Below are 20,033 nucleotides of genomic sequence, written 5' to 3'. Positions count from 1 at the left end.
TGGGGACCCTCGCCAGCGGATTGTCGGCGTGGACGTGCACTATGGGGTCCATGAGCGACTTGGGTGCGGGTGCAGACTTGGGTACGGGTACGGGTACGGGTACGGGCGATGCGGCGGGCAAGGCGACCGATGCGGGCGGCGGCGCGGAGATGCCGGCCTGGGAGAAGCGGTTCCGTGCGCCGCGGGTCTCCCTGCCCGACTGGGCGGAGGACGCCCCCGACCGTTCCTTGTTCGTGTCGAACGCGACAGGGACGTACGAGCTGTACGCATGGGACCGCGCGACCGGCGAGCAGCGCCAGGTGACGGACCGGCCGAACGGCACGACGGACGGCCTGGTCTCGCCGGACGGCGAGTGGATCTGGTGGTTCAGCGACACGGACGGCGACGAGTTCGGCGTGTGGATGCGCCAGCCGTTCGCGGGTGGCGCCGCCGACGAGCCCGCGGTGGCGGGACTCGAGGCGTCGTATCCGGCGGGCCTCGCCCTCGCGCGGGACGGGCGCATGTCCGTCATCGGCCGTTCGACGGACGAGGAGGGCTCGACGATCCATGTCGTACTTTCGCCGGGCGCGGACCCCGTCGAGATCTACCGCCACCGCGAGTCCGCGGGCGTCGGCGACCTCTCCCACGACGGCACACTGATCGCCGTCGAGCACACGGAGCACGGCGACGCGATGCACTCCACCCTCCGGGTGATCAGGCCGGACGGCTCCACGGTCGCCGAGCTCGACGACACCTTGGGCGGCACGGTCGAGGCGGGCCTCGAGGTCCTCGGCTTCGCGCCGGTCGACGGGGACACGCGGTTGCTCGTCGGGCATCAGCGGCGGGGCCGCTGGGAGCCGATGGTGTGGGACGTGGCGTCGGGCGAGGAGACGGACCTGGCGCTCGACCTGCCGGGTGACGTGAGCGCCGAGTGGTATCCGGACGGCTCCGCCCTGCTCATCGCGCACAGCTTCGAGGCCCGAAGCGAGCTGTTCCGGTACGTCTTCGCCTCCCGTGAGCTGATCGAGGTCGAGACACCCACGGGGTCGGTGTCGGGGGCGACAGCGCGGCCGGACGGCAGCGTGGAGTACCTGTGGTCCTCGGCCGCCGAGCCGCCGGTGGTGCGCTCGACGACGGGCGGTGTAGTGCTCGATCCGCCCGGTATGAAGGCCCCGGCCTCCGTGCCGGTGCAGGACGTGTGGGTGGAGGGCCCCGGCGGCCGGGTCCACGCCCTCGTGCAGAAGCCCGCCGACGCCACGGGCCCCCTCCCCACGGTCTTCGAGATCCACGGCGGCCCGACGTGGCACGACAGCGACGCGTTCGCGGCGGGCCCCGCGGCCTGGGTGGACCACGGGTACGCGGTGGTGCGCGTCAACTACCGCGGCTCGACCGGGTACGGCCGTGAGTGGACGGACGCCCTCAAGCACCGGGTCGGCCTGATCGAGCTCGAGGACATCGCGGCGGTGCGGGAGTGGGCCGTGACGTCAGGCCTCGCGGACCCGGACCGCATCGTCCTGGCCGGCGGCTCCTGGGGCGGGTATCTCACGCTCCTCGGCGTCGGCACTCAGCCCGACTCCTGGGCGGTGGGCCTCGCAGCCGTCCCGGTCGCGGACTACGTGACGGCGTACCACGACGAGATGGAGGCCCTGAAGTCCATGGACCGCACGCTCCTCGGCGGTACGCCGGAGGAGGTCCCGGAGCGCTTCAAGGCCTCGTCCCCGCTGACGTACGTGGACGCGGTCAAGGCCCCGGTCTACATCTCCGCGGGCGTGAACGACCCGCGCTGCCCGATCCGCCAGGTCGAGAACTACGTGGACCGGCTCAAGGCGCGGGACGCGGTGCACGAGGTGTACCGGTACGACGCGGGGCACGGCTCGCTCGTCGTGGACGAGCGGATCAAGCAGGTGCGGTTGGAACTGGACTTCGCCGAGCGCCACCTTCGCTAGCCGGAGCCCGGCCGCGGAGCTTGGCCGCGGAGCCCGGCCGCGGGGAGGTGGGCCGCACCGCAGAGGCGGTGGCTTGCTTCGCCAACCCCGCGGCCCGCCTCCCACGGGCGCCCCGTACCGTGGGGGTGTGTACCGGTTCCTGCTGACGCCCCGCTGGTGGGGGATCAACGTCTTCGTGCTGCTGGCCATCCCCTTCTGCATCTTCATGGGGTCATGGCAGCTGGGGCGGTTCGAGGACCGCGTCGAGGCGCATGACGCCGCACAGGAACAGGCCGACCGGCAGGCGTCACCGGCCAGGTCGCAGGAGAAGCCACGGCCGCTGGACTCGATGCTCCCCGTGGACAAGGAGACATCCGGGGAACAGGTGTCGGCCACCGGACAGTACGGCAAGCAACTACTGGTTCCAGGCCGGGAGTTGGACGACAAGTCGGGCTACTACGTCCTCACGCTGCTGCACACCGACAGCGGCAAGGACCTGCCGGTCGTACGCGGCTGGCTCCCCGGGAAGGCGAGTGCGGCGAAGGCTCCCGCGGCGCCCTCCGGTGAGGTCACCGTGACGGGCGCGCTTCAGGCCTCCGAGAGCCCTGGTTCGAACGGGGTCAGCTCGGCCGGCGGGCTGCCGCAGGGGCAGCTGGGCGCCATCGGCGCGGCCTCGCTGGTGAACTTGGTCCAGGGCGATGTGTACGACGCCTGGGTCACCCTGGACAAGGGCGACTCCGGGATGAAGGCGGTGCCGGCGTCCGAGCCGGCCAACTCGGGGCTCGACCTCAAGGCCTTCCAGAACCTCGGCTACACCGGGGAGTGGTTCGTCTTCGCGGGGTTCGTCGTCTTCATGTGGTTCCGGTTGTTCCGGCGGGAGCGGGAGTTCGCACGGGACGCCGCGCTGGGGCTTCTGCCGGAAGAGTAGCCCCGGGACTCCCTGAGCCCCCTGAGCACTCCTTCTTACGCTTTGTCCTGCTCGATGTCCGCGAACGCCGGACGGGCTGGATATTCCAGCCCGTCGTGGGAGTCGACCGCGTCGCCTACGACGCCGACAACATCCCCGTGCGGTAGACCGTCCCCGCGCACGCGTTGGTGATCGTCGCGCCCGCCGCGGGCGAACCCTCGGCGGCCGTCAGGGACACCGTCACGCCGCCGTCCAGGACACCGCCGTCCTCGCGCGTCATCTGGGGCTCCACGCCACCCGGTGCGCCGCCGTCCGTGCCGCCGCCGCCCTCCGTGGGGGTCGGGTCGGGGGAAGGCTCACCGCTGTCCGTCGGACACGCTTCCGAAGGCACCCAGGCGAACTTCACCTCGTACGCCGCCCCCGGCTGGAGGACCAGCGAGCCGACCGCCTGCGCCGGGTCGGGAAGGCCCGTCGCCGCGTCTCCCGCCACATGGTCGGTGACGAGGATCTTCGCGGGGTCGGCCGCCCCCGTCGTCGCCGTGCTCACGCTGCCCGGGGCGCTGACCGTACAGCTGCTGCCGGAGACGTTGGCGATGCGGAAGCTGCCGTACACCTTGCCGTCGGCCTCCGGCGCACCCGCACTACCGCTGGCCCCGCCGAGCTGGTCCACCGCGCAGGCAGGCGAGTCGGCGGATTCTGTGCCCGCCGGGTCGGGACCACCGGTCGCGCCGCCGCTGGCCTCACCCTTCCCCTTGCCGTCCTTCTTGCCCTTCTTGTCCTTCTTGTCCTTGGACTTGGAGGGGCCGGAGTCGCTGTCCTTGCCCTTCTCCCCACCGTCGGGGCCCTTGCCGCCCTGACTCGAACCGCCCTGCGTCTGCTCGCTGTTGCCCGCTATCGACGGCCGGTCGTCCGACCCGCCGCTGGAGTTCGTGACGTGCACGAGAGCGGGGATGGCGGTGCCGATGAAGAGCGCGGCGGCGGCCATGCCGACCACGGCCTGGCGCTTGCGCTGGCGGCGTGCGGGCACCGCGTGCCGCAGACGCTCGAGGGCGCGGTCTCCCGGCTCGATCTCCTGGACGGCCGAACGCATCATCCTGCGCAGCGCCAGCTCGTCGGAGCCGTCCTCGCCGCCGAATACAGAGCCCGACGCCTCGCCGCCCCCGCGCTCAGCCGCAGTGGGCTCATCACGCTCAGACGCGACGGCCTCGTCACGCTCGGCCGCAGTCGACTCATCGGACGCAGCCGACTCATCACGCTCAGACGCAGTGGGCTCTGCACGCTCAGCCACGGTCGGCTCTTCACGCTCGGACGCGGTGGGCTCTTCGCCCTGGCCGTGATTCACAGTTTCGTCCCCAGCATGCTGCTCAAACTCGGCGCTCTCGTCATGCTCGCGCCCGTACTCGTGCTTGCTCATGCCGGTGCCTCCATGGCGACCCGCAGAGCCGCGATCCCTCGCGAGCCGTACGCCTTCACCGACCCGAGCGATATGCCCAGGGTCTCGGCGACCTGCGCCTCGGTCATGTCCGCGAAATACCGCAGGACCAGGACTTCGCGCTGGCGGCGCTGGAGGCCGCGCATCGCCTTGATCAACTCGTCCCGCTCAAGGAGGTCGTACGCACCCTCCTCGGCGCTCGCCATGTCCGGCATCGGCTTCGAGAGGAGCTTCAGCCCGAGGATCCGGCGCCGCAGCGCGGACCGCGAGAGGTTCACGACGGTCTGCCGCAGATAGGCGAGCGTCTTCTCCGGGTCCCGCACGCGTTTGCGCGCCGAGTGCACCCGGATGAACGCCTCCTGCACGACGTCCTCGCAGGATGCCGTGTCATCGAGAAGCAGCGCCGCCAGGCCGAGGAGCGACCTGTAGTGGGCGCGGTAGGTCTCGGTCAGGTGGTCGACTGTGGTGCCCGTGCTCATCGCCTCTTCAGCGCCCTCGCGCTGCGTCGGAATGCGGGCCGATCTCGTGGTGGGCATGGGGGCGATCACCGGCATGCCGGCGGGCGCACGGGGACGGCGAGGCGGGCGAAGGGCCGCGCCCCTCGCCTGAACCGCTGTGAAATCGAGTACCTCTGCCACGCCTGTTGGACACGCTTACCCCCTGGAGGGTTGTACGCATCGCGCGGCGCGTTTGCGGCGGGCATCGTCGACGTCGGTGACGATGCATCAAATGCCCCCATGCGTACCAGCTCTTCCCCTATGCCCAATTTCCGCAGCGCTCTGGTCACACCCCCTGGAGGGCGATCGCAAAGACGCGCCCCGCCCTGCTGCCGGTTGCAGTGGACGGGGACGAATATTGCGAATCTTCGAACGCGGCAATGGTCCAGATCAAGCGATTCTGGCCACCAAGTTGGACACAGAACTTACACAGACCCCTCAAAGACTTCCGCCTCGGGGAGCGTTCGGAGGGCGTTCCGAGGGTGTTCGGAGGGCGTTCCGAGGGCGTTCGGAGCTTGTTCTGCCCGCCCGCCTGCACCTTTCTGCGCCCTTTTGTACCTACTGATGACGCCCGGTTTTGTACCTACTGATGACGCCCGGTGAGCTCCCCGGCCACGAGCTCCGCGATCTGGGCCGTGTTCAGCGCGGCCCCCTTGCGCAGGTTGTCCCCGCACACGAAAAGCTCCAGGGCCGTCGGATCGTCGAGGGCACGCCGTACCCGGCCGACCCACGTGGGGTCGGTGCCCACCACGTCGGCGGGGGTCGGGAACTCTCCGGCAGCCGGATTGTCGAAGAGCACGACGCCCGGCGCGGTGGCCAGGATCTCGCGCGCGCGGTCCACCGTGACCTCGTCCTCGAAGCGGGCGTGCACGGTCAGCGAGTGGGTGGTCACCACCGGCACGCGTACACAGGTCGCCGCGACCTTCAGATCGGGCAGGCCGAGGATCTTGCGGGACTCGTCCCGCACCTTCATCTCCTCGGACGACCAGCCGTCGTCCCGCAGTGTCCCGGCCCACGGCACCACGTTCAGCGCCACGGGCTCCGGGAAGGGCCCGGTGTCATCACCGACAGCACGTCGTACGTCACCGGGGCTCGTGCCCAGCTCCGAACCGGCCACCAGCTTCAGCTGGCGGCGCAAGGTCTCCACGCCGTCCCGCCCGGCGCCGCTCACGGCCTGGTACGAGGAGACGATCAGCTCGCGCAGACCGAACTCGGCGTGCAGCGCGCCGATGGCCACGATCATCGACAGGGTCGTGCAGTTCGGGTTGGCGACGATGCCGCGCGGGCGTACGCGCGCGGCATGCGGATTGACCTCCGGGACGACCAGCGGTACGTCCGGGTCCATCCGGAAAGCGGCGGAGTTGTCGACCACCACGACGCCCTTGGACGCGGCGATGGGCGCCCACTGCGCGCTGACCTCGTCGGGCACGTCGAACATCGCCACGTCGACGCCGTCGAAAGCGTCCTCGCTCAGCGCGATGACCTCGACCTCCTCACCGCGCACGGCCAGCTTCCTGCCGGCCGAGCGCGGTGAGGCCACGAGTCGGATCTCGCCCCAGATGTCGGCGTGCTGCGACAGGATCTGGAGCATGACCGCGCCGACGGCCCCGGTCGCTCCGACGACCGCGAGCGTCGGCTTTCCGGTCATCGCCCGGTGCCTCCATAGACCACGGCCTCGTCCGTGTCGGAGTCGAGGCCGAAGGCGGTGTGCACGGCGCGCACGGACTCGTTCGCGTCGTCGGCGCGGGTCACGACCGAGATGCGGATCTCGGAGGTCGAGATCAGCTCGATGTTCACGCCCGCGTCGCTGAGCGCCTCGAAGAAGGCGGCGGTGACGCCGGGGTTCGTCTTCATACCCGCGCCGACCAGCGAGATCTTGGCGATCTGGTCGTCGTAGCGAAGGGAGTCGAAGCCGATGGCCGACCGCGTCTTCTCCAGGGCGTCGATCGCCTTGCGGCCCTCGGCCTTGGGCAGCGTGAAGGAAATGTCCGTCAGGCCGGTCGACGCGGCCGACACGTTCTGGACGATCATGTCGATGTTGACCCCGGAGTCCGCGATGGCGCGGAAGATCGAGGCGGCCTCGCCCGGCTTGTCCGGCACACCGACGACCGTGATCTTGGCCTCCGAGGTGTCGTGCGCGACACCGGAGATGATGGCCTGCTCCACCTTGCGGTCCCCTTGCGGTTCGTTGCTGACCCACGTGCCCTGCAGCCCACTGAAGGACGAACGCACGTGAATCGGGATGTTGTATCGGCGGGCGTACTCCACACAGCGGTGGAGCAGCACCTTGGACCCGGAGCTCGCGAGCTCCAGCATGTCCTCGAACGAGATCCAGTCGATCTTCTGGGCCTTCTTCACCACACGGGGGTCGGCGGTGAAGACACCATCGACATCCGTGTAGATCTCGCAGACCTCGGCGTCGAGCGCGGCCGCGAGGGCCACAGCGGTCGTGTCGGACCCACCACGACCGAGCGTGGTGATGTTCTTGCCCTCCTGGCTGACGCCCTGGAACCCGGCGACGATGGCGATGTTGCCCTCGTCGACCGATGTCCTGATCCGCCCGGGGGTGACATCGATGATCCGCGCTTTGTTGTGGACGGAGTCGGTGATGACACCGGCCTGGCTGCCCGTGAACGACTGGGCCGCGTGACCCAGGTTTTTGATCGCCATGGCAAGCAGCGCCATGGAGATCCGCTCCCCGGCGGTCAGCAGCATGTCGAATTCGCGCCCGGCAGGAATCGGGGATACCTGCCCGGCAAGATCGATCAACTCATCCGTCGTGTCACCCATGGCGGACACCACGACAACGACCTGATGGCCGTTCTTCTTGGCGTCGACAACCCGCTTGGCGACCCGCTTGATGCCCTCGGCATCGGCTACGGAGGAGCCTCCGTACTTCTGCACGACAAGGCTCACGTGCGCTCCTCGCTCAGTCCGTCTCTTACCGCACTGCTGCGGTCGGCTCAGTCTAACGAGCGGCCGAAATTCGCCTCACGAATATCACATGGTGAGATGTCCCGCCCACTACGTGATCACCCGTCGGCATACGCCCCCGCTGCTCGGGAGGTACGTTTCGACCGCTCGGCTTGGCACATGCCCAGCGGGGAGTCGGACACTCCGGAAAGTGGGGCGGGTCACAGAATCCGGCGCAGGATCTGGCCCCTGGGCCTTGAGCAGCACCTGGGCCGGCCGGCGCCCTTCGGTGGCCGTCGGCCTCAGTCGGCGTAGTCCTTGAGCCGTACCTGGGGTGCTGCCGGTAGTCGCCGTCGTGCGGGTCGCTGAACACCGTCACGGCAGCGTCACCCCACTCGCCATCCTGGTCCGCGAAGTGGTCGAGGGGGCGAGGGGGCGAGGGGCGAGGGCCTCATCCGCTCTGGCACGCCCTGCTCGGTAGGCGGGCACCTGAAGCCCCTGTTCGGGATACAGCGGAGGTGGCCGGCCGCGGCCCGCGAGGCCGAACTCGCGACCTTCATCGACCACCTCCCCGACGGCGCCGCGATGGGCTACAAGGACCTCGCCGCCGTGGGGCCCAGATGTGCGAAATCGGCGTCGCTGTGCGGGTCTTCGTCACCCGCGAGGCGCTTCCCGTAGCCCGTTTTGGCCAGGGGGCAGCTCGGGGCCCGAGGCCCGGCGCTCGGGACTTGAGCTCCGGGCCGAACTGCGGAAATCCTTTACGGGACGCCCCCTACGAACCGGCCAAGTTGCCTAGATCATCGGTCCGTTGCGTCGCGCAGACGTTGGCGGAGGGCCAGGCCGTGGAGTTCGAGATCCAGGACGGCCAGAAGGGACCGAGCGCGGTCAACGTCACCGCGGTCTAGCGGCTACCACTCCGCGGGGAGGAAGGCGGACCAGGCGGAGGCGGGGACCGCCAGGTGCGGTTCAGAAGTCAGTTCGCTTGCCGATGGGCCTTCGGTGAAGGCCCATCGCTCCCGATCGCGTGTCTCCAGCAGCGTCGTCCGCCACCGTCCACCGCCTTCTTGCACAGCTGTGTACGCAGCGTTGCGCCGCGCCGCGCCGCGCCGCACAGGTGGGCGGGGTGGACGGCGACTTCAGTGCCGCTGCCCGCGTCTGACCTGACCTGCCCTGACCCGACTTGACCTGCCGGGGCTACTGCACCGAGCGCAGGCCCAGAGGGCCGGCGATCTCCTCCGCCATCACCTTGCCCGCCGCTTCCGCGAGCGCGTCCTCGGCCAGGTCCTCGTCCGTGTCCAGGCCGTTGAGGTCTTCCAGGGGCTGGTTCAGGCGGACGTGGGCCACCAGGGACTGGAGGGCTCGGAGGGTGGCCGAGGCCGTGGAGCCCCAGTTGGAGAAGTACGAGAACTGCCACCACCACAGGGCCTCGGTCGTGCGTCCCGCGCGGTAGTGGGCCAGGCCGTGGGAGAGGTCCGCGACCACGTCTGCGAGGTCGTCCGAAATGCGGGCCGCCACCGGGGCCTTGCGGGGCTCGTACGGGTCGAAGACCTCGGAGTAGACGTCGATCGGCTCCAGCATGGCGGCCAAGCGCTCACGCAGGTCGTCGACGTCGCGCTCCGGGCCGAGGTCCGGCTCGTAGCGCTCCTCGGGGAGGATGTCCTCGTGCGCGCCCAGGCGGCCGCCGGCCAGGAGCAGTTGGGAGACCTCCAGGAGGAGGAAGGGGACGGCCGAGTCGGGCTCGTCGCCCTTCGCGACCTCCGTCACCGCGACGATGAAGCTCTCGATCTGGTCCGAGATCTGCACCGCGAAGGAGTCCGGGTCCTGGGCGGCAGCGTGCAGGAGGACCGTCGCCTCAGGCGCGATGATCGGCTCGGGGACGAGAACCGGATCGGAGGCGACGAGCGGCTCCGGCGCGGCGATCGGCTCGGGGGCGAGCGTCGCTTGCGGCATCGTCGGCTCGGGGGCGAGCGTCGCTTGCGGCTTCGTCGAGTCGGCGGCGGCCTTCGCTCCCGGCTGCGTGGACTTCTCTTGCTGCTTCTTAGACATCTAGGAGTCGTCTCCCCTCGAAGGCGCGGCCCAGGGTGACCTCGTCCGCGTATTCCAGATCTCCCCCGACAGGGAGCCCGCTGGCCAGGCGGGTGACCTTCAGGCCCATGGGCTTGATCATGCGCGCGAGGTACGTCGCCGTCGCCTCGCCCTCCAGGTTCGGGTCCGTGGCCAGGATCAGCTCGGTGACCGTGCCGTCCGCCAGGCGCGCGAGGAGTTCTCGTATGCGCAGGTCGTCCGGGCCGACCCCTTCGATCGGGCTGATCGCTCCGCCCAGTACGTGGTACTTCCCCCGGAACTCGCGCGTACGCTCGATCGCCACGACATCCTTGGGCTCCTCGACCACGCAGATGACGCTGAGGTCGCGGCGCGGGTCACGGCAGATGTTGCAGAGCTCTTCCTGCGCGACGTTCCCACAGGTCGCGCAGAAGCGGACCTTGTCCTTCACCTCAAGGAGTGCATGCGCGAGGCGGCGTACGTCCGTGGGCTCCGCCTGCAGGATGTGGAAGGCGATCCGCTGCGCGCTCTTGGGACCGACGCCGGGCAGCCTGCCCAACTCGTCGATGAGGTCCTGAACCACGCCTTCGTACACGGGGTGCCTTTCCTTTTCCTGTTCTCACTCTCGGTCTCGGTCTCGCTCTGGCCGAGTATCACGCTCTGGTACGTACGGTAGTTGGCCTGCGGCCCTCTTAGAAGGGAAGGCCCGGGATGCCTCCGCCGCCCAGGCCCTGCGCGAGCGGGCCCAGCTTCTGCTGCTGGAGCGCCTGCGCGTTCTCGTTCGCCGCCTGGACCGCCGCGACCACCAGGTCCGCGAGGGTCTCGGTGTCCTCCGGGTCGACCGCCTTGGGGTCGATCACCAGGCCGCGCAGCTCGCCGGAGCCGGTGACCGTCGCCTTGACGAGGCCGCCGCCCGCCTGGCCTTCGACCTCGGTGCGCGCGAGCTCCTCCTGCGCGGTCGCGAGGTCCTGCTGCATCTTCTGGGCCTGCTGGAGCAGCTGCTGCATGTCGGGCTGGCCACCACCGGGGATCACGATCAGCTCCTGTCTCGAACGGTATTCGCGGTGGGTTTTCCACCTGGAATGAGCCTACGTGGTCGGGGGTGCCCTCGCCCCGGCACTCTTTCGAGTGAGATCGGCCGTCCTCCTATACCTGATCAAGCACCACTTCCGGGCGGAAATACCGCGAAAAGGGGCTCAGGGCCACCCATTGGGCGGTAGGACTGGGGCTGCGCATGCGCATGAGCAGATGACATCAGTCGCGTCAGCACCAAGAGCGCCAATCAGTACCAGCTGTCACAGTGCGCGCACCGTACGGAAACACCGCAGGTGACAGTCAGGGATCTCGTAGAGGTAGGAGTGCCGGGTGAGCCAGCCGGAGATGCAGCCCGAGGGGGTGCCCCATGAGGAGCAGGGTGCCGAGGCGGGTGCGCAGCAGGGCGTTCCCGGTGGTGGGCCTGGTGGTGGGCCTGATGGTGGGCCTGATGGTGGGGGCGGTTCTCGGCTCGGGGATCTGACGGGGCGGGCCTTTCCCCTCGGGGACTGGGGCGAGCCGGCGCAGCGGCTCGACGAGTTGTACCGGTGGGTGGAGCGGGGCGCGCTCAACACCGCGGAGTGGTACCTGTCCGACCGGGCGTGGAAGCGGCGCTTGGCGCGGCTCGCGCGGGTGGGGGCGGCGGTGGGGGCCGTGGGCGCGGGGGTGTTTCCGCTGCTCGATCTGGCGGGGGCGGTGGGGGGCGTCGCCACCTGGGGGTTCGTCTCGCTGCTCGCGGGGGCGGCGTGCGTGGCGTGCGACCGGTTCTTCGGCCTGACGTCCGGGTGGATGCGGGACGTGGCCACCGCGCAGGCGGTGCAGCGGCGGCTTCAGGTGCTGCAGTTCGACTGGGCGTCGGAGAGTGTGCGGGAGGTCCTCGGGCCCACCGAGGGGACCGCCAGCGAGGCCGCCGAGCGGTGTCTCGGGGTGCTTCGGCGGTTCTCGGAGGATGTGACGGAGCTGGTGCGGGCCGAGACCGCGGACTGGATGGTGGAGTTTCGGTCGGGCCCCGCGCCGTTGGCTATGCAGGCCATGGTCCCGGCCTCCCGGGGGGAGGCGGGGGCTGCCCCCGTACGGGCCGCGTTGCCGCCGGGGGCGCGGCCGAACATGCCGCGGCAGCGGCCGCCTGAACCTCGCTGAGGGGCGGGGCGCGTGCGGGTGCGGGTGTGGGTGCAGGTGTGGGTTCGGCTGCGGGGTGGGGGGGGACCCTGCGGGGCTCTCCCCAATCCCGCCCCTTCCCGAAACTGGGGCTCCGCCCCAGACCCCGCTCCTCAACCGCCGGAGAGGCTGAAAGATCCCCCCGGGCGCCGGGCGGGCGGGTGGGAGAAGACCGGGCCGACCCGGCGGGACAGCTCGACTGCCAGCGGGCTCGGCGCGGGGAGGGCTGCTGCCGGGCGCCGGGCGGGCGGGTGGGAGAGGGGCGGGCCTGCCGGAGGGCAAGAGGGCGCTTCCGGCAGGCCCGCGGCCCCGGGCCCAGCGCTCAGCGCTCAGCGCTCAGGACCCAGGGGCCAGATTCCGGCAGCCCCGCAGTCCAAGGCCCAGGGGCCAGGCCCCGCGGTCCAGGGCCCAGGGGCCAGAAGCTAGCTGTAGATGATCATCGAGCCCTGCGCCAGGCTTCGCGTCGTCGCCGCGTGCAGGCCCAGCCATACGTGGCGTTCCCTCGCGAAGGGGCTGTCATCCGGCGGAGCCGGGGCCGCCGGTTCCTCCAGGGACGTCGGGGCCTCGGGCGGGGTCGGCGGGCGAGGTGGGTTGGAGGCGTCGATGCCGATCGACGGGGCCACGAACTCCAGTTCTCGCAGGAGCGCCTGGGAGGAGCCCAACGGGCCACCGCCCGACAGAAGTTCCTCGTTCGAGAGCGGCGCGGGGAAGTCGACAGGGACGTACGCCCCCGCATGGTCGTAGTGCCAGACCAGATGCGACTGCTGCGCCGTCGAGTCGAACATCTCCAGCAACTGCTCGTAGTCCCCGCCCAGTTCGTCCACCGGCGTCACCTCGAGGCCGCAGACCTGGAGCAGATACGCCCGGCGCAGGAAATGCAGCGCGTCGTAGTCGAAGCCCGCGACCGGGGCCACGTCCCCGGAGAGGCCCGGCATGTAGGCGAAGACGGGGACGGGGGGCAGCCCTGCCTCGTGCAGCGCCTTGTCGTACGCCGCGATCTCCTCCGCGAAGGGATTGTCGGGGCTGTGGCACAGCACGTCGACGAGCGGGACCAGCCACAGGTCACAGGCCAAGGGTGCTCCTCAGGTCAGGCTCATAAGCAGGCTCGTACGGGACGGCATATCGGACGTCGGATGTGCCTCGCGTTCAGGCAGCGTAGTGCGGGCGGACGCCCCCTAGCTCCCCTTGTGCAGATCCCAGATCCACACCCCGTCTACCCACTTTCCGGGGCGGTCAAGGAGTTCCTCCACCGTCACCCGCAGTTCGGCGTCGTGCTCCTGCGGCGCGAGGACCAGGACGCCCGCGTTCCAGTGCGCCAGGTCCGCACGCGCCGCCCTGCGCCAGGCGTCCGTGATCTGCGGAGCACGGCCCGACGAGCGGACATCCCGCAGGAGGTTCGACATGTTGCGGGGCGGCGCTCCGTAGATGCCCACGCGATCCGGGCCCCACGGGCCGTTGAAGTAGCCGCCGGGGAGGGAGAAACCCAGGTCGGCCGTGGTCTGCCAGTGCAGAGCGTCGGCGCCCGCCGGGTCCGGCAGCGGTACCGGTACGAGGGACTCGCCATCGCCCAGGTACTGCCGCCAGGTCCCGTCGGCGATGAACGCCGGGGCCTCGGCCCGCTCCACCGCCCGCAGCGGCGCCGGCACGATCGGCAGGAGCGCGAGGACGACCGCGGCCACGCCCGCGTACCGCGCGGCCGTCATCCGGTGCGCAGTCGGGGGCGGGGGAGGGTGCGGAGAAGGGTGCGCAGAACGGCGCTCTGAGGCGACGAGTCCGGCCAGCGCGAGCGCCACCAGCATGCCGAGCGCCGGGGCGCACACCATCGCCACCCGCGATTCGATGACCGACTCGAAGAGGGGGGCATGCGAAAGGGGCGCCCACGGGCCGGGCAGCACGATGTCCGTCAAGGGGATGCGGAACTTCGGGCCCAGCGAGAGGAAGGCCGCCGCGAGGACCGTGAAGGCCAGCGCCTTCACCACCGCCCGCTCCCAGAGGCGTACGACGATCGCGAAGGCCAGCGCGACCAGGGGCCAGCCGTAGAACGCGTTCTGCTCGGTGGGGTTCTGGGAGAGGGCGCTCGCCGTCTCCTCGTTGCCCGCGAGCGAGCGCTCGGCGAAGGAGATGAGCGCGAGCGGACTGTTGCCCGCGTTGTCGCCGTGCAGCACGCTCGTGTAGCTCTGCGGCCCGAAGAACTGCCAGTAGAGCGGGAAGGCGACCAGCGGAACGGTCACCGCGACGGCCACCCCGAGGCCGCGCGCCAGGGGGCGGATCGCCGCCCGCGCCACGTCCCTTCGCACCACCCCGTACGCCACCGCGAACAGCAGCATGCCCACCGCCGCGAGCAGCAGCGGCTCCTCGCCGAGGAAGATCTGGTACGTCGTGAAGAGCCCGAGCACGACTCCGTCGCGTACGACCCTGGTGCCATCGCCCTCGCAGAGCCGCAGCGCCCTGTCGATGATCAGCGGGATCATGAACAGGACCATGAAGTTCGGGTGTGCGTGCGCGTGGCTGATCATCGGTGGCGCGAAGGCGGCCAGTGCCGCGCCGACGGCTGCCGCGCCCCGGTGCCGTACGAGACGCCTGCGGATCAGCCAGTACCAGGCGACCGCCGTCGCTGCCAGGCCCAGCGTCATCGCCGCGTTCAGGGCGACCGCGGGACCGAAGAGCCAGGTCACGGGGGCGAAGGGGACGGAGAGGCCGAGCATGACCGTGTTGGCCATGAGGTTCACGCCGTCGGGTTGGTTCTGGAGGGTCGTGAAGAGGGGGTTCTGGAGGTGGCGGAGGTTGTCCGCCGTCACCGCGAAGAACCACTCCCACTGGTTCTGGTCCTGGAGGGAGTCCGGGAGATAGCGCTCGCCCGGTGCCACCCAGCGGCCCGAGTAGAGGGTGATCGCCATGGCCAGGAAGAGTGCCGCGACGAGCAGGTCCATCGGGCGGACGGCGCGGGCCTTGAGCGCGGTCAGTTCGGCCAGGACCTTCACGTAGTCCAACGGCCGGACCTTCGAGCCCTCCTGGTGCGCCCAGCGCACCGGCACCTCGGCGACCGGCCAGCCCGAGCGGCGGAAGTACTGCAGTATCTCGACGTCTATCCCCCAGCCGCGCAGGCGCGACGCGGCGAAGGCCTCACGGGCACGGTCGCCGTCGAAGAGCTTGAAGCCGCACTGGGTGTCGCGGACTCCGGGGACGGCGACCGTTCGTATCAGGAAGTTGCCACTGCGGCCGAGGAGTTCGCGCAGGCGGTGCTGGTGCGCCTCTATCGTGGCGTCCGCTCCCGCGCGGGAGCCGATCGCCGCCGCGTGGCCGTCGGTGAGCGCCTTGTCGAGGCACTCCAGCTCCTCGATGGGGGTGGCCAGATCGGCGTCGGTGATCAGGACGCGGTCGCCGTGTGAGGCGAGGACACCCATCCGCAGGGCATGGCCCTTGCCGAGGTTGCGGGCGGAGTGGATGAGCCGGACGCGGGGGTCGGCGGCCTCGGCGTCGGCGGCGATGTCCAGGGTGCCGTCGGTGGAGCCGTCGTCCACGACGATCAGCTCCCACCGGGTGCCGCGGTCGCGTCCTTCGGCCCCGTCCTGCGTGCCGCCCTGCGCTCCGTCCTCCAGATACGCCCGTATCGCGGCGAGCGTGGGGGCCAGGCGCCGCTCCTCGTTGTAGGCGGGGACGACGACGGTCAGATCCACGCTCATGCAGCGGCCAGCCGCTCGATGAGGGCGAGGGAGTGGGCGTTGTACTCCTCGACGATCGCGTGCGCGGCCTTGGGATCGCGGTGCGCGAGGGCGTCGACGAGCTCGGTGTGCCGGGCCCAGAGGGTGCCGCGCAGGTCGCCGTCGCCGCGTTCGACGGCGCGGCGGAGGTAGGTGACGGCACAGACCCAGGACTGGACGCGGATGCGGTGCAGGAAGTCCGAGAGGTAGGGGTTGCCGAAGAGGGCGCTGAGCTCGCGCCAGAAACGCAGGTCGTAGCCGATGAGGACGTTCAGGTCGCCCGCGCAGGCGGCGCGTGCGGCTTCCTCGCCGCGGCGGCGTACGGAGACGAGGGCGGCGGAGGCTTCCTGCTGGCCCTTGGGCCCGAGCGGAGTGCCCTTCTTCACGAGGTCACGGAAGATTCCGTCGGCGACGAGGCCGCGGGCCTCCAGCATGCCGCGGTAGTCGGCGAGGGAGTGCTCGCGGACGCGGTAGCCGCGGTGCTGGTCGGCGTCGAGGAGGCCCTGCGCGGCGAGGTTCACCAGCGCCTCGCGGACCGGGGTCGCGGAGACGCCGTACTGCTCGGCGATCTCCTTGACCGTGAACTCCTGGCCCGGCTCCAGACGGCCGCCGAGGATCTCGTCGCGCAGCGCGTCGGCGATCTGCTGGCGCAGAGTGCTGCGGATGACGGCGGAGCCGTCGGTGCCGGGCATCTGGGTTCCCTCGCGGAGTCGTCTTGGCGGTCGTCGTTCGCTTACGAGCACGTCAGACTACGCGGTCGGGGTTCCCGGGGGCCGGGGGACGCTTTCGGGTGCGGCGCCGTCTGCGCCTGTGCCGCCGCTGCGCGGAGGCTCTTTCCCGCCCGCCCATCCGATTGCCCCGGGGGGTCATGGGTGGGCGGGCGGGGGGTGATCGGCGAGGTGGCTGACCGTTGCCGCAGGGTGAGTGTTGGACCCCCGGGTCAGGCCACGTGCTCGTCCGCCACGCTCAGCGCGGCGTCCAGCGCCGCGAGGCCCTCCTTGGCTTCCGTGTCCGTGATGTTGCACGGGGGGACCACGTGGGTGCGGTTCATGTTGATGAACGGCCACAGGCCCTGCTTCTTCGCGGCGGCGCCGAACGCGGCCATCGGGGCGTTCGCCTCACCCGTGGCGTTGTACGGCACGAGCGGCTCGCGGGTCTCCTTGTCCTTGACCAGCTCCAGGGCCCAGAACATGCCGAGGCCGCGGACCTCGCCGACGCTCGGGTGCCGCTCCGCGAGGTCCGCGAGGGCGGGGGCGATGACCTCCGAGCCGACGCGGGCCGCGTTCTCGATCACTCCCTCGTCCTCCATGACGTTGATCGTCGCGACAGCCGCGGCGCAGGCCAGCGGGTGCCCCGAGTACGTGAGACCGCCCGGGTAGGGCCTGCGGGCGAACGTCTCGGCGATCGCGGAGGAGATCGCGACACCGCCGAGCGGTACGTAACCGGAGTTCACGCCCTTCGCGAAGGTGAGGAGATCGGGCACGATGCCGCCGTCGAAGTGATCGGCGGCGAACCACTTGCCGGTCCTGCCGAAGCCCGCCATCACCTCGTCGAGGATGAAGACGATGCCGTGCCGGTCGCAGATCTCGCGTACGCCCTTGAGGTAGCCCGGCGGCGGGATCATGATGCCGGCCGTGCCCGGGACGGACTCCAGGATGATGGCGGCGATGGTCTGCGGGCCCTCGAAGGCGATGGTGGCCTCGAGGTGCTGGAGGGCGCGCTCGCACTCCTGCTGCTCGTTCTCGGCGTAGAAGGGGCTGCGGTAGAGGAACGGTGCCCAGAAGTGGACGACGCCTGCCGAGCCCGTGTCGGAGGCCCAGCGGCGGGGGTCGCCGGTGAGGTTGATCGCCGTGGCGGTGCCGCCGTGGTACGAGCGGTAGGCGGAGAGGGCCTTGGGGCGGCCGGTGTGGAGGCGTGCCATGCGGGTCGCGTTCTCCACGGCTTCCGCGCCGCCGTTGGTGAAGAAGATCTTGTCCAGGTCACCGGGGGTCCGCTCGGCGATGAGGCGTGCGGCCTCGGAGCGTGCTTCCACGGCGAAGGCGGGCGCGAAGGTCGTCATCGTCGCCGCCTGCTCCTGAATCGCGGCGACGACCTTCGGGTGCTGGTATCCGATGTTCGTGTAGACGAGGCCGCTGGTGAAGTCGAGGTAGCGGTTTCCGTCGTAGTCCCAGAAGTACGAGCCCTCGGCGCCGGCTACGGCGAGGGGGTCGATCAGCTCCTGTGCGGACCAGGAGTGGAACACGTGCGCGCGGTCCGCCGCCTTCACGGCGGCGCCGACCTGGGGGTTCGGGTTCGGCTGAGGGGTCATGTGGGCGAGGGTAAGTGTCCAGGGTGTGGACTCGACATGGGCGTCCTGTTTCGCGGGGGTGGGGGGTACTGGACAGTGTGTCGGGGTGCGGCGTCTGGCCGGGGGCCTTGGTCGCCGTCGTCACCGGCTCCGCCGAGTTCGTCCTCAGACGCCGGACGGGCTGAACAGTCAGACGCCGGACGGGCTGAACAGCCAGACGCCGGACGGGCCGGCGCCCCCTCAGTCGTCCGTATCCGCCACGACCCCCGCCCGCGGCTTCCCGTCCTCCCCGCACCTGATCTCGTACGGCAGATCGTCCCGCCCGTCGTCGTCATCGCTCGGTTCCGCCTCAAGGCGGGCCACCGCCGCCGGGCCCCGTTCCACGTCGTCGTCGATGTGGAAGCCGTCCGCCGGGCTCCACGAGACGAGGTAGACCGTCCCGTCGTCCCTGCATTCGACCGTCGCCGTCCCGCCCGTGAACCGGAGAGTGGAACGTTCGGGGGGTGTCTTCGAGGGCGTCGCGGACGGAGACGGGGACGGTGACGCGGGCCTGGAGGTCTGCGGCGAGGCCGACGTCGCCGCCAAGGCCCTCTCCACCGCGCCCTCGTCCAGGGGACGGCTGTGCGCCGCGCCGCCCCCGCTGTCCGACGTGGCCAACTGCCAGGCGCCCAGCGCCCCGGCAGCCGTTCCCACCCCCACCCATGCCGCGGTCACGACCGCGCTCCGCCACTTCCTCATCCGGCCACTGTGCCGCACAGTTTCCTAACGCCCGGTTAAGGGCCGACCAAAGCACCTGACTACGGTGGATGTATGGCCCATCTTCTCGTCGTGGAGGACGACCCCCAGCTGCGCGGTGCCCTGGTCCGGGCTCTCCGCGACAAGGGGCACGCCGTCGCCACCGCGCCCAGCGGCATGGCAGGACTGGACGCGGCGGTCACCCACCGCCCCGACCTCGTCGTGCTCGACCTGGGGCTGCCGGACGTCGACGGCGCCCAGATCCTCCGTATGCTCCGCGCCGTCAGCGACGTACCCGTCATCGTCGCGACCGCGCGCGACGACGAACCGGAGATGGTGACGATCCTGGAGGACGGGGCCGACGACTACATCGTCAAGCCGTTCGGCGCCGCCCAGCTGGACGCCCGCATCAAGGCCGTCCTGCGTCGCCTCGGCGCTGTCGAGATGACGGAGGAGCCGCTGCGTGTCGGGGGCCTGGCCATCGACCCTGCCTCCCGAGACGTCACCCTGGACGACCGCGCCCTGGACCTCACCCCCCGCGAGTTCGACCTCCTCGCCTACCTCGCCCACCGCCCCGGCCAGGTCGTCTCCCGCCGCGAACTCCTCGCCGAGGTATGGCAACAGCCCCTCGGCGGCGCCGACAAGACGGTCGATGTCCACCTCTCCTGGCTCCGCAGAAAACTCGGCGAGACGGCCCAGGCCCCTCGCTACCTCCACACGGTCCGCACGGTGGGAGTAAAGCTCACACCCCCCGACGACGCGCCGGCCCCCACTCCCCCGCAGCCGCGCGACGCACGCGAGGGGACGTGCCGGTATGTCCGCCCGGAGCACGGCAAGCAGGACTCCCCGGCCGAAGTACGCGACGCTGGGGCCGAGATAGCGAGGACGGACATACCGGCGCGGCACCGCCCCCGGAACAGCGGGTCGCTCCACGACGGCGACGGGGGCGGGGCTCCCCACGGCGTAGGTGGCCCACTCCACGACGGAGAGCACCCCGACGACAGCGAGACGCCCCGCCGAGGCGAGGGCCCCGCCACCAGCCAGGCACCCGGCGATGAGAGCCCCGGCAACAGCCAGACGCCCAGCAGCGAAGGACCCGGCCTCGGCAAGAGGTCCGGCCGCGAGAGGCCCAGCGACAACCCAGCACCCCACCACGAGCGGCCCAGCGACAACCAGGCACCCCACGGCGAAGAACCCGCCACCAGCCAGACACCCGACGGCGAGGGCCCCGCCACCAGGCAGACACCCACCGACGAAGGCCCCGCCACCAACCAGACACCCACCGACGAAGGCCCCGCCACCAGCCAAGCACCCAGCCACGGCGAGGGCCCCGCCACCACCCAGGCGCCCCGCCGCGGCACGGCGCCCGATCGCGGCGAGGGGTCCGGCCAAGGCCCAGGGGCCAGCAGCCGCAGCGAGTGGTC

16 protein-coding genes and 1 pseudogene are annotated in these 20,033 nt (G+C 70.8%); 5 read left to right on the top strand and 12 right to left on the bottom strand.

Going from position 1 to position 20,033, the window contains the following annotated elements; genetic code table 11:
• The first annotated feature begins 149 nt into the window (after window positions 1–149).
• The gene (locus tag ACZ5WE_RS12860) at window positions 150–1,925 is read left to right on the top strand and encodes a S9 family peptidase (RefSeq protein WP_467686245.1); all 1,776 of its coding nucleotides are present in this window, start codon (window positions 150–152) and stop codon (window positions 1,923–1,925) included.
• Between the two features lie 127 nt (window positions 1,926–2,052).
• Window positions 2,053–2,832: an SURF1 family protein gene (locus ACZ5WE_RS12855; RefSeq protein WP_467685876.1), complete on the top strand. Its 780-nt coding sequence runs from the start codon at window positions 2,053–2,055 to the stop codon at window positions 2,830–2,832.
• Window positions 2,833–2,947: 115 nt separating this feature from the next.
• On the opposite strand, the gene ACZ5WE_RS12850 is transcribed toward ACZ5WE_RS12855, so the two are convergent.
• The 4 genes from ACZ5WE_RS12850 to ACZ5WE_RS12835 form a co-directional block, all read right to left on the bottom strand.
• The gene (locus ACZ5WE_RS12850; RefSeq protein ID WP_467685874.1) at window positions 2,948–4,099 is read right to left on the bottom strand and encodes a hypothetical protein; all 1,152 of its coding nucleotides are present in this window, start codon (window positions 4,097–4,099) and stop codon (window positions 2,948–2,950) included.
• A gap of 122 nt (window positions 4,100–4,221) precedes the next feature.
• A complete protein-coding gene (locus ACZ5WE_RS12845; protein WP_467685872.1) occupies window positions 4,222–4,881 on the bottom strand; it encodes a SigE family RNA polymerase sigma factor in 660 nt (219 codons plus the stop codon).
• Between the two features lie 442 nt (window positions 4,882–5,323).
• Window positions 5,324–6,388 carry an aspartate-semialdehyde dehydrogenase gene (locus ACZ5WE_RS12840; RefSeq protein ID WP_467685870.1) on the bottom strand — a complete coding sequence of 355 codons (1,065 nt, stop codon included), beginning with the start codon at window positions 6,386–6,388 and terminating at the stop codon, window positions 5,324–5,326.
• Window positions 6,385–7,656, bottom strand: a complete 1,272-nt coding sequence (locus tag ACZ5WE_RS12835) for an aspartate kinase (protein WP_399397004.1) — start codon at window positions 7,654–7,656, stop codon at window positions 6,385–6,387. Before ACZ5WE_RS12835 ends, ACZ5WE_RS12840 begins: the two co-directional genes overlap by 4 nt.
• Window positions 7,657–8,441: 785 nt before the next feature.
• On the opposite strand from ACZ5WE_RS12835, the gene ACZ5WE_RS12830 reads away from it, so the two are divergent.
• The gene (locus ACZ5WE_RS12830; RefSeq protein ID WP_467685868.1) at window positions 8,442–8,558 is read left to right on the top strand and encodes a cold shock domain-containing protein; all 117 of its coding nucleotides are present in this window, start codon (window positions 8,442–8,444) and stop codon (window positions 8,556–8,558) included.
• A gap of 289 nt (window positions 8,559–8,847) precedes the next feature.
• On the opposite strand, the gene ACZ5WE_RS12825 is transcribed toward ACZ5WE_RS12830, so the two are convergent.
• From ACZ5WE_RS12825 to ACZ5WE_RS12815, 3 genes are all read right to left on the bottom strand, one after another.
• Window positions 8,848–9,516 carry a DUF5063 domain-containing protein gene (locus tag ACZ5WE_RS12825; RefSeq protein WP_467686243.1) on the bottom strand — a complete coding sequence of 223 codons (669 nt, stop codon included), beginning with the start codon at window positions 9,514–9,516 and terminating at the stop codon, window positions 8,848–8,850.
• A gap of 175 nt (window positions 9,517–9,691) precedes the next feature.
• Complete coding sequence (gene recR / locus ACZ5WE_RS12820; protein ID WP_030781910.1) at window positions 9,692–10,291, bottom strand: recombination mediator RecR; 600 nt, start codon at window positions 10,289–10,291, stop codon at window positions 9,692–9,694.
• Between the two features lie 97 nt (window positions 10,292–10,388).
• Window positions 10,389–10,730: a YbaB/EbfC family nucleoid-associated protein gene (locus ACZ5WE_RS12815; RefSeq protein WP_190084082.1), complete on the bottom strand. Its 342-nt coding sequence runs from the start codon at window positions 10,728–10,730 to the stop codon at window positions 10,389–10,391.
• 331 nt (window positions 10,731–11,061) lie between these two features.
• Here ACZ5WE_RS12815 and ACZ5WE_RS12810 point away from each other — a divergent pair, with 331 nt between their 5' ends.
• On the top strand, window positions 11,062–11,868 hold the full coding sequence (locus ACZ5WE_RS12810; RefSeq protein ID WP_467685866.1) for an SLATT domain-containing protein: 807 nt from the start codon (window positions 11,062–11,064) through the stop codon (window positions 11,866–11,868).
• Between the two features lie 440 nt (window positions 11,869–12,308).
• On the opposite strand, the gene ACZ5WE_RS12805 is transcribed toward ACZ5WE_RS12810, so the two are convergent.
• The 5 genes from ACZ5WE_RS12805 to ACZ5WE_RS12785 form a co-directional block, all read right to left on the bottom strand.
• On the bottom strand, window positions 12,309–12,959 hold the full coding sequence (locus ACZ5WE_RS12805; RefSeq protein ID WP_467685864.1) for a hypothetical protein: 651 nt from the start codon (window positions 12,957–12,959) through the stop codon (window positions 12,309–12,311).
• A 102-nt stretch (window positions 12,960–13,061) separates the two neighbouring features.
• The gene (locus ACZ5WE_RS12800) at window positions 13,062–15,569 is read right to left on the bottom strand and encodes a dolichyl-phosphate beta-glucosyltransferase (RefSeq protein WP_467685862.1); all 2,508 of its coding nucleotides are present in this window, start codon (window positions 15,567–15,569) and stop codon (window positions 13,062–13,064) included.
• Window positions 15,566–16,279 carry a GntR family transcriptional regulator gene (locus tag ACZ5WE_RS12795; protein WP_467685860.1) on the bottom strand — a complete coding sequence of 238 codons (714 nt, stop codon included), beginning with the start codon at window positions 16,277–16,279 and terminating at the stop codon, window positions 15,566–15,568. The genes ACZ5WE_RS12800 and ACZ5WE_RS12795 overlap by 4 nt, the downstream gene beginning before the upstream one ends.
• 248 nt (window positions 16,280–16,527) lie before the next feature.
• Entirely contained in the window at window positions 16,528–17,895 is a 1,368-nt protein-coding gene (locus tag ACZ5WE_RS12790) for an aminotransferase class III-fold pyridoxal phosphate-dependent enzyme (protein WP_467685858.1), read from the bottom strand.
• 219 nt (window positions 17,896–18,114) lie between these two features.
• Window positions 18,115–18,612, bottom strand: coding sequence for a hypothetical protein (locus ACZ5WE_RS12785; RefSeq protein WP_467685856.1), 498 nt, complete (start codon window positions 18,610–18,612; stop codon window positions 18,115–18,117).
• 72 nt (window positions 18,613–18,684) lie between these two features.
• Between ACZ5WE_RS12785 and ACZ5WE_RS12780 the strand changes: the two are divergent.
• A pseudogene (locus tag ACZ5WE_RS12780) lies at window positions 18,685–19,377 on the top strand (response regulator transcription factor); the annotation flags it as partial.
• Window positions 19,378–20,033 lie beyond the last annotated feature (656 nt).

It is taken from the genome of Streptomyces sp. NPDC033180 (assembly GCF_055577645.1).
The sequence above is the reverse complement of the archived record's forward strand: the minus strand, read 5'-3'. Positions and strand labels throughout refer to the sequence as shown.